This is a genomic window from uncultured Cyclobacterium sp., from assembly GCF_963976465.1.
Lineage (GTDB): Bacteria > Bacteroidota > Bacteroidia > Cytophagales > Cyclobacteriaceae > Cyclobacterium.
Window position 1 is genome coordinate 1 of sequence record NZ_CAXBOC010000072.1, and the last position, 14,690, is coordinate 14,690.

14 protein-coding genes are annotated in these 14,690 nt (G+C 38.4%); 6 read left to right on the forward strand and 8 right to left on the reverse strand.

Annotated features, from left to right (window positions below; translation table 11 throughout):
- The 3 genes from AAC037_RS06070 to AAC037_RS06080 all read right to left on the reverse strand — a co-directional run.
- Positions 1-1,513: FAD-dependent protein (locus AAC037_RS06070; protein WP_339902147.1), on the reverse strand; the 1,513-nt coding region annotated here is incomplete at its 3' end.
- 3 nt (positions 1,514-1,516) lie between these two features.
- Positions 1,517-2,488 carry a tryptophan 2,3-dioxygenase family protein gene (locus AAC037_RS06075; protein WP_339902148.1) on the reverse strand — a complete coding sequence of 324 codons (972 nt, stop codon included), beginning with the start codon at positions 2,486-2,488 and terminating at the stop codon, positions 1,517-1,519.
- 168 nt (positions 2,489-2,656) lie between these two features.
- Entirely contained in the window at positions 2,657-3,754 is a 1,098-nt protein-coding gene (locus AAC037_RS06080) for a DUF1573 domain-containing protein (RefSeq protein WP_339902149.1), read from the reverse strand.
- Positions 3,755-3,825: 71 nt separating this feature from the next.
- Here AAC037_RS06080 and trpS point away from each other — a divergent pair, with 71 nt between their 5' ends.
- Positions 3,826-4,800 (forward strand): tryptophan--tRNA ligase, encoded by a 975-nt coding sequence (trpS, locus tag AAC037_RS06085; protein WP_339902150.1) that lies wholly within the window; start codon positions 3,826-3,828, stop codon positions 4,798-4,800.
- Between the two features lie 231 nt (positions 4,801-5,031).
- On the opposite strand, the gene AAC037_RS06090 is transcribed toward trpS, so the two are convergent.
- The gene (locus tag AAC037_RS06090) at positions 5,032-5,454 is read right to left on the reverse strand and encodes a hypothetical protein (protein ID WP_339902151.1); all 423 of its coding nucleotides are present in this window, start codon (positions 5,452-5,454) and stop codon (positions 5,032-5,034) included.
- A 202-nt stretch (positions 5,455-5,656) separates the two neighbouring features.
- On the opposite strand from AAC037_RS06090, the gene AAC037_RS06095 reads away from it, so the two are divergent.
- A complete protein-coding gene (locus tag AAC037_RS06095; protein ID WP_339902152.1) occupies positions 5,657-7,354 on the forward strand; it encodes a phospho-sugar mutase in 1,698 nt (565 codons plus the stop codon).
- Positions 7,355-7,402: 48 nt separating this feature from the next.
- On the opposite strand, the gene AAC037_RS06100 is transcribed toward AAC037_RS06095, so the two are convergent.
- Genes AAC037_RS06100 through AAC037_RS06110 form a run of 3 tightly spaced genes read right to left on the reverse strand, consistent with a single transcriptional unit; the run spans position 7,403 to position 9,065 of the window.
- Positions 7,403-7,576, reverse strand: coding sequence for a hypothetical protein (locus AAC037_RS06100; protein ID WP_303615485.1), 174 nt, complete (start codon positions 7,574-7,576; stop codon positions 7,403-7,405).
- 2 nt (positions 7,577-7,578) lie between these two features.
- Entirely contained in the window at positions 7,579-8,007 is a 429-nt protein-coding gene (locus AAC037_RS06105) for a DUF2141 domain-containing protein (RefSeq protein ID WP_339902153.1), read from the reverse strand.
- Positions 8,004-9,065 carry an AMP-binding protein gene (locus AAC037_RS06110; RefSeq protein WP_339902154.1) on the reverse strand — a complete coding sequence of 354 codons (1,062 nt, stop codon included), beginning with the start codon at positions 9,063-9,065 and terminating at the stop codon, positions 8,004-8,006. Before AAC037_RS06110 ends, AAC037_RS06105 begins: the two co-directional genes overlap by 4 nt.
- Positions 9,066-9,178: 113 nt before the next feature.
- Between AAC037_RS06110 and AAC037_RS06115 the strand changes: the two genes are divergently transcribed.
- From AAC037_RS06115 to AAC037_RS06130, 4 genes are all read left to right on the forward strand, one after another.
- Entirely contained in the window at positions 9,179-10,015 is an 837-nt protein-coding gene (locus AAC037_RS06115) for a 1,4-dihydroxy-2-naphthoyl-CoA synthase (protein WP_339902155.1), read from the forward strand.
- A 245-nt stretch (positions 10,016-10,260) separates the two neighbouring features.
- Entirely contained in the window at positions 10,261-11,838 is a 1,578-nt protein-coding gene (pckA, locus tag AAC037_RS06120; RefSeq protein WP_339902156.1) for a phosphoenolpyruvate carboxykinase (ATP), read from the forward strand.
- A gap of 7 nt (positions 11,839-11,845) precedes the next feature.
- A complete protein-coding gene (locus AAC037_RS06125) occupies positions 11,846-13,021 on the forward strand; it encodes a 6-bladed beta-propeller (protein WP_339902157.1) in 1,176 nt (391 codons plus the stop codon).
- Between the two features lie 148 nt (positions 13,022-13,169).
- Positions 13,170-14,024: an alpha/beta hydrolase gene (locus AAC037_RS06130; RefSeq protein ID WP_339902158.1), complete on the forward strand. Its 855-nt coding sequence runs from the start codon at positions 13,170-13,172 to the stop codon at positions 14,022-14,024.
- 353 nt (positions 14,025-14,377) lie between these two features.
- Here the strand turns inward: AAC037_RS06130 and AAC037_RS06135 are convergent.
- Positions 14,378-14,690 (reverse strand): VIT1/CCC1 transporter family protein (locus tag AAC037_RS06135; RefSeq protein ID WP_339902159.1); only part of this gene is annotated, 313 nt, incomplete at its 5' end.

Genomic DNA, 14,690 nt, shown 5'->3' on the forward strand with positions numbered 1-14,690 from the left:
CAATTCCTCCCGCATATCCGGCACCTTCTCCACAAGGGTAAAGCCTGTTGATTTGAAGATGTTCGAAGCTTTCTTTGCCCCTTGGGATTCTTACAGGTGAAGATGTACGGCTTTCTACACCTACAATCTGGGCTTCGTTGGTGTAATAGCCCCTCATCTTTTTATCCATCATCGGCAATGCCATGGCCAGCCTTTTTGCGATAAAACCCGGCAAAAACTCGTGCATATTGACACTATTAAGTCCCGGCTGATACGAAGTATTTGGCAGGTCCTTACTTTGCCTGTTTTTCACAAAGTCCACCACCCTTTGAGCAGGAGCAACCTGAGACCTTCCTCCGGCTTCCCAAGCAGCACGTTCCACTTCCTGCTGGAAAACCAATGCTGCAAGTGGACCATAATGGCTGTATTTGTCCAGATCTTCTAACTCTACAGCCACAACCATACCAGAATTGGCAAATTTACCATCTCTTCTGCTTGGGCTCATCCCATTGACCACCACTTCCCCGGGAGAAGAAGCCGAGGGCACAATAAACCCACCTGGACACATGCAAAACGAAAATACACCTCGCTGTTTTCCGTCCAACACGGTTTGTTGTACAAGGCTATAGGAAGAGGCCGGCAAATAAGGACCTCTATCCGATTGACAATGGTATTGAATTTTATCGATTAATTTTTGCTCATGTTCTATGCGAACACCTAAAGCAAATGGCTTTGCTTCAATTAAAACCTTTTGCTTGTGTAGCAAATGAAAAATATCTCTGGCAGAGTGTCCTGTAGCTAAAATTACTCCCAAGCCCATCATTCGCTCCCCTTCGCTTGTCACTACCCCTTTAATGGAACCTTTTTCTAAAATGAATTCGGTAACTTTTGTTTCAAATCGTACTTCTCCTCCTGCTTCCAGGATGCTTTCTCTGAGTTCAGCAATCAACACAGGTAATTTATTGGTGCCTATATGGGGGTGGGCATCTACTAAAATATCCTCCTTGGCTCCATGGGCTACCAATATCTCCATTATCCTGCGCAAATCCCCTCTCTTTTTTGAACGGGTATAAAGTTTCCCGTCTGAATAGGTTCCTGCACCACCTTCTCCAAAACAATAATTAGAATCAGGATTAACAATATGTTCTTTATTCAATGCTGCCAAATCTCTACGACGCGAACGAACATCCTTTCCCCTCTCCAAAACAATCGGTTTTTTCCCTAGCTCAATGGCTCTCAACGCAGCAAAAAGTCCTGCCGGACCAGCGCCAACAATTACTATAGGGTCACAATTTGACACATTGGGATAGTCCTTACCTCTGCTAATAATTGGCTCAGGTGTTTGCCCGCTGAAAACTTCTACAGTAACATTTATTTTTACCTTTCTACTCCTGGCATCAATAGACCTCTTAGTTGCCCTAATAATAAGGTCTTTGTGGTGGGAAAGCCCTGATTTTTCCGCTACAATTTTATTGAATAAAGCTTCATCATAGGCTTCTTCGGGACTTAAAGCCAGCTGCAATAGTTTTTTCATATTTTATTTTTCCACCACATCTAGCAATTCCGAGTCCACCCATCGTTTTCCCCATTCTTTAATCTCTAACTCTGTCCACAATTCCGGATAAAAAATTACTTTCTGAAACCTGGGAGGTAAAAACTTTTGCCAATTGGTACCGCCGGTGGCAGCTATGTCCATAGGATTTTTGTGCAGGTATTTTACCGCTGATTTATAGTGCGCAAGCGGCCAAAAAACATTGGCTTTCTCATCCAGCTCTTTCATCAAACTGGTCAATTCATCATCTTTCTCATCCAGATAAACGTACTTTTTCCACAAGTTATTTTTCCTGAATTTTGATATCAACTCCTTTAATTCTGTCCCATATTTTTCTTCAAAAGACTTTAATGTCAAGGTTTTCTCTCCGGTAGCCAATTCTTTGGCCCCATATTGCCAATATAGAATATCGAATAAGCTATCTATACTGGTAAGATTAATATCTTTATAGTCTTCTCTTTGCTCCAGATATACCAGGTTTTGTATGTCTGTGCACATGATTTCTATCATTCTATATTGGGCACTCTGAAAGCCGCTTGCGGGAAGCAAAGACATCCTAAACTTCATAAATTGCTCTCTTTCCATTCCCTTCCACATGACAGCAAAGGAAGAAATCAATAAATCAAAATACATGATGACTCTTTTTAGCCGATCTTTAAAAAATTTAAGGGTAATATTTTCAACCGCAGCCATTTGTTCCAGCTCCCACAAAATTAAGTTGAAGTATAGCTCGGTAATCTGATGGTAAATGATAAAGATTTTCTCGTCTTTAAAAGAAGTTCTAGGCTGTTGTAGCGTGAGGAGGGTGTCCAAATTTATATAATCCCAATAATTAAGGTAATCTGCATGCAGAAGCCCCTCAAGGTAAGAAGATAAATCCTGTCCTGAGGCCCTGAATTTTTCTTCCAGAAGTTTTATTTTATCTACTATTTCTTTTTCGGGATATTTATTTTCCATGCAGGTTGCCGCAGCATTATTTCATTAAAACACGCTTTACAGATTTATTCTCGGAGAAAACCGAGCATTAATCCTTTTCAAATGGCAAATTAACAAGATTTTGCGTAATCAACTCTTGTATTCACCAAAAATAGCCCAACACTGACTTACATCATTCAATTGAAACAATCATCTTATCCTACTTTTTATCACCACTGTTTTGGTGGGCGTCAATGGATCATTGCTAAAGAAAGTAATGGTTTTATGGTCGATACCCTTTCGCCCTTTCGGGTCAAAGGAAAACACAAGGTCCACTTTTTCCCCTGCTTTTAAATCTTTCGCACTCAGCTCATAGGTCAAACATCCACAATTGGTTACAATTTTTCGTATGTTCAGTGTTTTAGGTCCAGTATTCTCAAGCGTTAAAATCCTTGAAACCACATTTTCAGCACTTATTTTACCCAAGTCAATTTCCATTTCATCAATGGAAAGTTTGGGAACTTCATCCACTTGACTTAGTGGTAGCGGAGGAAAGTACTCATGAATGGTAGCCATTAAATGAAGGGGGACATTGAATCGGTCTACTGATAAAAATGACAGTAAAACAGAATCACGAAGAAAACCTAAATCCTCTCTGGAAGCAGGGTCGTATTCAATTTCTAAAACTCCCCTACTATTCCTTTGGACCAAGGCAGGCTCCATTTTTACCTTGATAAAAGGGGGAATACTATCCTGTTTTAAATTGAGCTGGATGGGAAAATCATTGAAATTATAAAAATCAAGAAATTTAATCTTGGGTTTGTTGGTATAAAGGGTGCCGAAATTATTTTGGCTGAAAACAAAACCCAAGCCATTGTGCTTTACTTTATAATGATCTTCAGGGTTTTCCGGATAATGAATATTAACCCCTTCCAAAAACAATGAATCTCCTGAAGGTTTAACATTGGTTTTCACCAGGATCATTTTGGAGAAAGTCCCCCCTCTGGTTTCCGGGTCGAAGGTAACCTGAAGGTGTCCAACTTTATTGGGTGCCAAAGTATCTGCTGAATAGGCTACCACGGCACACCCACAGTCTGTGATCACTTCTTTTATATAGGCATTGGAGTCTGTTTGGTTTAAATAATAGTAATCTGCCACCTTTACTTCATTTTCCGGCAAGACGCCTCCAATATTGATCAAATTATTTTCCCAAATCAGACCCTCTTGTCCAACTTCCTGACTATGAACACCTAGGATATTGGAAAGCATTATCACACCAACATTTAATAAAAACACTATGTACTTCATATTGGCAAATAACGTTAAAATAACCGCAAATTATTGTTTAAATTCCTTAAATTTGTGTCAAAAAAATAATAATGGCAAGAGTACTCACAGGTATACAAAGTTCAGGAAAACCGCATTTAGGGAATATTTTGGGTGCAATAAAACCAGCCATAACCTTGACAAAAAATGAGGCCAATGAATCATTTATCTTCATTGCAGATTTTCACTCCCTTACCACGATCAAGGATGCAGCGACAAGAATAGACAATGTCAATGCTGTAGCTGCAGCTTGGATGGCTTTCGGATTGGATATCAACAAATCTGTATTTTACCGACAGTCAAGGGTTCCTCAAGTAACTGAACTCACTTGGTACCTGAGTTGCTTCACACCTTATCCCATGCTAGCCAATGCCCATAGCTTTAAGGACAAATCAGATCGTTTATCAGATGTAAATGCCGGATTGTTTACCTACCCTGTACTGATGGCAGCAGATATTCTGCTATATGGTGCTGATTTGGTGCCTGTAGGTAAAGATCAATTGCAACATTTAGAAATTTCCAGAGACATTGCCAGTGCCTTTAACCACCGTTTAGGAGATGAAGTATTAAAAATACCGGAACCACGAATCAGTAATGAAGTGATGATTATCCCGGGTACAGATGGGCAAAAAATGAGTAAATCTTATAACAATTACATCGATATTTTCCTCCCCGAAAAGCAACTAAAGAAAAATGTCAATACCATTGTAACCGATAGCACTCCTCTGGAAGAACCAAAAGACCCTGATGTATGTAATGTTTACAAACTGTACAAGCTAATCGCTAGCGAGGAACAAACTTTGGCTTTGCGTGAAAAGTATTTGGGAGGAAATTTTGGTTATGGACATGCTAAAAAAGAATTACTGGGTTTAATTCTAGATAGCTATAAAAATGAGCGGGAGCAATTCAACTATTATATGAACAACCTTCCGGAATTGGAAGCAAAACTTGAAGCCGGGGAAGAAAAAGCCCGAGAAGAAGCCGGTGAAGTTTTATCTGTGGTTAGAAAAAAACTTGGCTTTGGATAAAGGCTGTATCTCAAGTTTTGATTAAGGCTTGATATATTATTTCTAACAAGGAAAGGATAAAAAAAACAGGTGCAAAAACACCTGTTTTTTTTATTTTATAATTTTTAGTTCTTTTAAAATTCATCAAAAAACTGGCAATCAGTCAAAACTTAATTATTGATTAAACTCGGATTATTTAATAGATTAGTAACGAACTGATAGACAATAATATTGATTGAATATTTCTTCTATTTATCTGGATCTCCAAAGGTCTTTTAATGATCTCCCATTGATTACCATGACAAAACGTGTAGGGTTTGGCACCAATACTATCCTCACATCTTGCCCATCAAATTGTTCTGACTCAATTGGGACACCTTCCCTACCTTGAACATCATAGGTAATGACGCCTCTTGCATCCGGCAACATTGGGATGTATTTGTTTGCCAAATAAGCAGAAGGAAGAAGTACTTCATTGTCGGACACCAATTTGGCATAAATGTCTTCTAATTTACTTTCCAGTTCATCTCCAAACTCCTCATTCAAATCATCTTCAAGGTCATGCATTTCCTCCTCGATGTCATCATATTCCGGGTCTGCATAAGTTATTTCACTCAACTTAATTCGCAATTTAACGATCTTGGTGAGTTCCACATCTAATTTCTCAAAATCCATATAAGCTATTACTATTATATTTTTTAAATAGATGAAGGTAAATAATATGAAACCATATTCCAACTTAGAATTATTAAAAGTATGGCAGCCAACTTATTATTTTATCCTAGGGAAAAATCTAAAGACTCATTAAGGCTTAATCCATATAAATGCTTATATTTTGGCTATAATTCTCAAACCATAGTAATTTTTTTTTAAAAATATGACTGACACAATCATAATCGAAAAAGCACAAGCTTGGCTTAATAGTAACATCGACGAAAAAAGTAAAGCAGAGATACATGCTTTATTAAATGCTCAAGATCAAACGGAACTAATAGATTCCTTTTATAAAGATCTAGAGTTTGGCACAGGAGGTTTAAGAGGATTAATGGGGGTGGGTTCCAACCGAATGAATGTTTACACCATTGGTATGGCTACACAAGGTCTGGCAAATTACCTTAAAGCTTCTTTTCCAGAAGAGGAAATAAGCCTTGCTATTACCCATGATTCCAGGATCAACAACACGCTTTTTGCAGAAACTACGGCCAATGTTTTAACCGCCAATGGCATTAAGGTAAAATATTTTAGAGACATCAGGCACTATGGTTGTCAGAGTGGGGTGATGGTCACAGCTTCCCACAACCCTAAAGAGTACAATGGCTATAAAGTATATTGGGACGATGGAGGCCAAGTGGTGGCACCTCATGACAAAAACATCATTACCGAGGTATTGAAAATCAAATCTATCGATGATGTAAATTGGGCCAAAGACGACAGTTTAATAGAGTATATTGAAGAGGATTTCGATGCCATATACCTTGATGAAGTCAAAAAATTAAGCATGTCACCGCTGACGAATTTAGCGGAAAAAGACATGACCATTGTTTTTTCACCAATCCATGGGGCCTCCGGAAAAATGGTTCCTGACGCCCTAAAGGTTTTCGGTTTTGAGAATGTTCATGTAGTCAAAGAACAAATCGAACCGGACGGTAATTTCCCCACGGTTAAATACCCTAACCCGGAAGAAACAGAAGCTCTGGATCTATCTATTAAGCTTGCCAAAGAAATAAATGCAGAACTAGTCTTGGCATGTGATCCGGATGGAGACAGGTATGCCGCGGTTGTTAAGAATGAAAACAATGACTATGAATTACTAAACGGTAACCAAACAGGTGCGCTGATCATCTATTATCTGCTCAATATGTACAGAGAGCAGGGAAGACTTACCGGAAACCAATTTACTGTAAGCACGATAGTGACTACAGGTTTACTGGGAGAAATCAGTAAAGGGTTTAATGTAGAATATTTCGATGTCCTAACAGGTTTTAAAAACATTGCAGCAGTAATATTAGCTAATGAAGGCAAAAAAGAATTTATTGCCGGTGGAGAAGAGAGTTATGGGTTCCTGGTAGGTGATTTTGTTAGAGATAAGGATGGAGTTTCAGCCTGTGCAGTAGTGGCTGAAATCATGGCTTATTACAAACAAAAAGGCCTAAATATTATAGACGTCTTGGCTGAAATTTACATGAAATACGGGTTTTACAAAGAGGCCCTCATTTCAATCACTAAAAAAGGAAAAGACGGCGCCGAGCAAATTCAAGAATTGATGAAGGGTTTTAGAACCAACAAGCCTACCTCAATCAACGGAATTGCCGTTACCAAGATTGTGGATGTACTAGAAAGCGTCATATATGACATGAAATCCGGTACAGAGGAAAAATTGGATCTGGATAAATCCAATGTCATACAGTTTTATCTTGAAGATGGTAGCAAAATTTCTGCAAGACCATCAGGGACAGAACCTAAAATCAAATACTACATCTCTGTCAATGAAAATTTACCTAACAGAGAGGCGTACAGGGCCACAGAGGCTTCCCTAGAAGCAAAAATCAGTGCTTTGAAATCATTCTTTGAATAAATTACAAGATAATGCCGGTGGTTGAGCCGGCATTATTTTTTTCGCCTTTCAATTCCCTTGTTTCTTTTTGGCGTAAACCCCGAATAGGTAAGAGAAAATAACCGTTCCTCCTGCGATTGTAGGAATATAAGGATGATAAATAACCCTAAAGAAGTACAGTATATATACGATAGCCGCAATAAGCCCAATTAAGGCAACGATAATTTGAAGATTCTTCAGCATAATTATTTCAAAGTAAAACTTATGGTATGCTCTCCCCTAGATAGCTGAAAGGAAGCACTTTCAAAGGTTGGGGCAGAAAAAGTGCCCCTTGCGTCATTAGAAAACCCATAGAGATCTTTGGGTATGCCAAACAAATTTTTACGCATTACACCATCCCCATCAACATCATGAAATGCAGAGACTGCATAAACCCCTGTTTCCAAATTCTTAAACTTAAATACTGCCTTCCCCGATTGAACCTTGGCAGACGCAGTTTCAATTGCCGCAGAAGCCTGATCAGGAAAACCTTTTGCTCCCTTAAACAATAAGAGTTGCACGAGGCCTGCATTTTCTCCTTGGACATCAACTTGAATGGTCAAATTCGTACTGTTTTCTGAAAGGGAAAGCCCCATAAGCAAAGTAGATAGGATAAGTATGGCTTGGTTTATCATTTTGCTAAAGTACGCAATTGATCTATCTTACCTGAACTTGTTAGCTTGAATTGAGGAAAAAACAAGATTTGTTTGGGGTTATGGAATTTTGGAAGCAAGCTTTTCGCTTTTTGAAGCAGTAATTCCCCTGCTACAGCATTTTCCTTTCCTTCAATAACCAAAGCCAATGCCTGTCCTAACTTGTCATCTTTGATACCTGTTAAAAAAAACATGCTTTGCGGAAAATACAATTGAACCAGGTCTCCAATTTCTGCTGCAATTTCTTCCGGATGTAATTTTACACCCCCTGAATTCACCACACGATCAGCCCTACCTTTCCATGTAAAAGCATCTTCACTTTCGAGCTTTACAATATCATTGGTTTGCAACCAAGAATTGCCCCCCATGGGAGCTAGAATCATAAGGCGATTGGAGTCATCTACTTTTATCTGTACATTAGGCAAGGCCCTGTAAATGAGATCGCCATTGCTTTTTAAATCGGCAAGGGCAATGTGAGAAACTGTTTCTGTCATTCCATAAGTCTGGAAGAGCCTGCCCGGTAACCGGCTCAATTGCGCTCTCAACCGTGAAGAAATGGGGGCACCACCTATGATAATATTTTTTACTTGGCTCAAAGCTAAGGTTCCATTCTCTGAAGTCAAACTATTTTCCACTTGCAAAGGAACCAAAGCAACAAAATCAAAATGTTCATTTTCAAAACCCTTCAGAGGGTTAGCATCAGCCGCAATGACTTTTAATTCACCTTCCCATTCCAGCGCCCTGACAAGCATCATTTTGCCGGCCACCTTTTCTGTATCCAAACAACAGAGCATTTTACAGCCTTTGCTAAATCCGAAAAACGTTTTGGTAGCCTTTGCGCTTTCTTCCAATTGTTCTCGGGAAACTGTCACTTTCTTAGGCAAGCCTGTAGATCCTGAGGTTTGTAAGACAAAGCTATCCTTGCCATTTAACCATTGCTCACAAAAAGCGAAAGCTTCTTTAAAAGGATTAGCCAGATGATGGCCTTCACCCTTTCGTATCTGGTTTATTGTATAAGTTGTATCCCCGAATGTTATCATAGGTTTTTGGCTGTACAAAATAAATAAATTATGAACTCTCAGCCATAATCAGCAGGCTTAATTTTACAAAATTAAAATAGCCTGTTAACTTGCAATAAAAAATCAACCTGGAAATGATCAATTGGAAAACAGTAAAAGAATACAAGGACATTACTTATAAGAAATGTGAAGGTGTGGCCAGAATTGCCTTCAATAGGCCTGATATTAGAAATGCTTTTCGCCCCCAAACTACCAGTGAACTTTATGATGCCTTCCTGGATGCAAGGGAAGACGTAAACATTGGCGTGGTATTGCTTTCTGCAGAAGGCCCTTCCTCCAAAGATGGGGTCTATTCCTTTTGTAGTGGCGGAGATCAAAAAGCAAGGGGACACCAAGGCTATGTAGGAGAAGACGGAATGCACCGCTTGAACATTTTGGAGGTTCAACGCCTTATCCGCTTTATGCCAAAAGTGGTCATAGCTGTAGTTCCGGGCTGGGCAGTTGGTGGTGGCCACAGTCTACATGTAGTGTGTGACCTTAGCCTTGCAAGTAAGGAACATGCCATATTCAAACAAACAGATGCAGATGTTACTAGTTTTGATGGAGGATATGGGTCTGCTTATTTGGCCAAAATGGTAGGCCAAAAGAAAGCACGAGAAATTTTCTTTTTAGGTCGTAATTATTCCGCTCAAGAAGCCTATGAGATGGGAATGGTAAATGCAGTTATTCCACATGATGAACTGGAAGACACCGCTTTCCAATGGGCGCAGGAGATACTGGAAAAATCCCCTACCTCAATAAAAATGTTAAAATTTGCATTCAACCTTACCGATGACGGTATGGTAGGTCAGCAAGTTTTTGCCGGAGAAGCTACCAGACTCGCCTATATGACTGAAGAGGCTAAAGAAGGCCGTGATGCTTTTCTCCAGAAGCGCAAGCCCAATTTTAAGCACATAAAATGGATACCTTAAATTCGTTAAATATGTTAGGCCTGCTTTTCTCTTTCACTCAAAGATAGCTTAAGAAATAGCTGCAGGGAACACTCTCCTTACAGCTATTTCTTTAAATATTTATATACTATCTATTATTCCATTAACATAGATAGATTTTTATGATTTTAGTCATGATTTTTTCTGACAGACCACATTGCCATTCCGCCCATATATTGGTATTTTTAACTAATCGCAATTGAGAACTAAAAAAGAGAATTAGAACCATGGATTTTGATTTAAAAAAATACGAAATAGAAGTAACGGATATTTTAAGAAATGGAGAAACAGCATTGTTGTACGAAGCTGCTTTGAGACTAGAAAAAGGATCTGCCATTTCCAGTACCGGAGCCCTGATGGTCTATTCAGGTACGAAAACGGGAAGGAGCCCAAAGGACAAACGCATTGTAAGACATCCTGAGTCTGAGAAAGACATTGATTGGGGTTCTGTAAATTATGAAATGGATGAGCACACATTTATGGTGAATAGAGAACGTGCCATAGATTATTTTAACACAAGGGAACACCTATACGTGGTAGATGCCTTTGCAGGTTGGGATCCAAAGTTCAGAATAAAAGTAAGGATAATATGCACAAGAGCGTATCATGCGTTATTTATGCAAAACATGCTAATTCTCCCAACAGAAGAAGAGCTAAAAGAATTTGGAGAACCGGATTATGTAATTTTTAATGCCGGAGAATTTCCCGCCAACCACTTCACCACCAATATGACTTCCAAAACAAGTGTAGGAATAAGCTTGGAAAATAAGGAGGTGGTAATATTAGGTACTGAGTATGCCGGAGAAATGAAAAAGGGCATATTTACCATCATGAACTACTTGATGCCGGAGCAGGATGTGTTGTCCATGCATTGCTCAGCCAATGTGGGAGAAAAAGGTGATGTCACCTTACTATTTGGCCTTTCCGGGACAGGCAAAACCACACTTAGTGCAGATCCCAAAAGGAAACTAATCGGTGATGACGAGCATTGCTGGCATGATGAAGGGGTTTTCAATATTGAGGGAGGTTGTTATGCGAAAGCCATAGATTTGAGTGAGGAAGCAGAACCTGATATTTTTGGAGCCATTCGCTACGGCACAGTATTAGAAAACGTAGTCTATGATCCGGTTAGTAGAAAAGTGGATTATTCAGACACTTCAATTACTCAAAACACCCGTGCATCTTACCCCATCGACTATATAGCAAACACAAAAATTCCGTGTACTGCAGGTCATCCAAAAAACATAATTTTCCTTACCTGTGATGCTTTTGGAGTTTTGCCTCCAGTTAGTAAATTGAGCCCTGAGCAGGCTAGCTATCACTTTATTTCAGGCTATACTGCCAAGGTTGCTGGTACCGAAATGGGGGTAAAAGACCCGGAAGCTACCTTTAGCGCTTGCTTTGGTGCCGCATTTATGATGTGGCATCCAAATAAATATGCTAACTTATTGGCTGATAAAATAAAAAATCACAATGTCAATGCCTGGTTGGTCAATACTGGGTGGAGTGGTGGATCCTACGGAGTAGGCGCAAGAATAAAGTTGAAATATACACGGGCGATTTTGGATGCCATTCATCATGGGGATTTTGACAATGTTGCTTTTGTAAATGAAAGTGATTTTAATCTACAAATCCCTACAAGCTGCCCCGGTGTACCAAGTGAAATATTAGTACCAGAACACACCTGGAAGGATCAGGAAAAATTTAGTGAAGTTAAAACAAAGCTGATAAATCTTTTTAAAGACAATTTCAATCAATTCAAGGACCAAGTTGATTTAAAAATTATTGAAGCCGGCCCAAAATAAACTACAGATGAAAAGCTATAATCGTTATTCTATACTTATTAGTTTTGTTAGTATAGTTTTAATTCAATGTCAATCAAAAATAGACGAAGGGGTGTCCATAGACACTCCTTCTTTTTTAATAGACAATAAGGAAGTTCTACCCTTTGAAGCCTCTGTTTCAGATATTGAATTCATACCGCTAATTGCTCCAGAAGACACTTTGATAAATCTATCCGGTAAAGTGTATGACTTGGTCATCAAAGATAAAATCTATTATGCCAATAAAAGCTTCAAAGACCTCTCCATTCATTCCTTTGATCTTAATGGAAATCACCTACGAAGTTGGAATAAAAAGGGAAATGGGCCCGGTGAATACCCTACTATTCACGGCATCATAGTAGAAGACAATACACTGTTTATCAATACAGGAAGAGGAAATTTATTAGAATACAGCTTACCGGAATTAGATTACCTAAGTGAAATTAAATTGGCGGATAACAACTTTGTCCCTACCGTCTCAAAAAGCGGAGAAGATAATTGGCTAATTTCAACTGAAAAAACTGGAAATGGTCGAGAAAAAATATTCCAAATAATAAATTCTGAGACAAAAAACACAAAAGAACTATCCATTTTATCCCTCCCTTTTAGTGGTGAGTTAAATCCGGGCTTGGTAGCAAACACAAATAATGGGAAATTATTGAATTTTGGACTTTCCGATACAATTTATCATTATCAACAGGATACCGTAACAACTTACTTGACTCTAAACTTTGGAAGTAAGGGAATTTCTGCCGAGGACTATGAATTGGACGGTCACGCTTTTATGGAAAAAATTCTACTTTCACAAAATTACGCCTTCAACTCAGGCTTAATTGATTATAGTGATGGAATCCTAAAACTCATGATTTATGGGATTGACAAAAGCAATAATTTTAATCAAGAAGACCTTTCTACCTTCCCATTTTACGATGTGTTTATTCAACGTGATACAGGCATGAAAAAAATCACCAAATCATTAACCGATGTCAGAAACAGTACTTATTCAAAAGACGGATATTTTTATCAAGTTTTGCAATATGAAGACTGGCAGAGGGCTTTAGACCTATCTTATTTCGGCAAGTATGAAGAACTACTTTTACAATGTGTAGAAAATTTAATTGATGAAGAGGATCCCATCATATTAAAGTATACTGTAGGCTTTTAAACAGCATATCAGTAGAATTTTTACTTTGAAAATAAATCCGAAATCTTATTTTTGAAAATAGAACAAATCAATAGGGTAAAAAACGTTAATTTGATTTATACAATCTTTTATAAACTACACCCTCTCCCTTTAATTGAAAGCTACATTCATGAAAAATTCGATCTACATCATACACCCCATTCTTTTGTTGGTCTGTTTCATTTCCACCGAATTGACAACAAAGGCACAAAATCACAGAGAAGAGATTTACAAAATTACAGGTAATGACACGTTAAAAATGGACATTTATCTTTCAGATGAAAAAAGAAAAGACAAGCCTGCAATCGTTTTTTTCTTCGGAGGAGGATGGGTTTCTGGCAGTTGGGATCAGTTTCGTCCGCATGCAGCACACTTTTCAAAAAAAGGATTTGTCACTGTACTGGTAGATTACAGGGTTTCTTCTCGCCAGGGTACCAGTCCATTTGAAGCCATCGAAGATGCTAAATCGGCCATGAAATACGTCAAAAAGAATGCAGTCCGGTTGGGTATAGATTCTGCGAAAGTGATTGCATCCGGAGGCTCAGCAGGTGGACATCTTGCAGCTAGTACCGCAACAATTTTAGGGTTTGAGGGTGAAGCATACAAAGGCATTAGTGCTAAGCCTGTTGCGCTGCTTCTCTTTAACCCTGTCATTGATAATGGACCAGCAGGCTATGGTTATGAACGACTAGGAGATCGGTACAAAGAGGTTTCACCCCTACACAACTTAAAAAAGGGCGTCCCTCCCACCTTATTTTTTCTAGGTACAAAAGACCGTCTAATTCCTGTAATCACGGGCAGGTATTATCAGAAAGCTATGGAAAATTTGGGAAGCTATTGTGAATTGGTATTGTATGATGGTCAGCCTCATGGTTTTTTCAACTATAAGAACCGAGAAATCTATGAACAAACCATTTTAGAAACTGAAACATTTCTCAGAAAAATTGGTTTGTTTCCCCAACTTAAAATCACGGAATCCCCTTGAGCCAAACCAATTACTAAAGTTACCTAAATGTTAAATATAATCTAAAATTGATATCCATTGATAATATTTCAAAAACATGTTAAAAAGTGTAAATAATACACTTTTTAATGATTTTTGCAGCAATTTCAGTAAAATATTATTTGGTAAAAGTAGAAAATTTGAAATATTTAATTTTTTTTCAACTTAATGAAAAGATATGCTATAATGCCCCTTGTGCTTCCATTTGTTTTTCTTAAGTTTAAAAAATCATAACAATTTAAATACTTACTCAGTAAGGCATTGCGCCAGAAATATAGCTGTAGTCGGTTAAAATAAACCCACCTAGGAGCCTTTGTATTACAAAGGCTTTTTTTTTATTTTAGTAGAAAAGCTTCCAATAAATCCCCTACAAAGTAAGCTACCAAAGCAGCCACAATCCCCAGTAAAAGTGTTTCAATTACACTTTGCCATATACCGGTCTGGTTGACCCAGCTCTTTAAAGCTCCTACCAATACGAATGCCAACCCTGTAAGCAAGCATGTCCAGAAAAAAACATCAAAATCAACCGTATAAAAATAATCCCAGACATATACGATCAATGGGATAAACCCCACCACTACAAAGGAAATAAGTGTTGCTAAACCTATCTTAAATGGGCTTTTTACTTCTTCAATCATATTAAGCTCG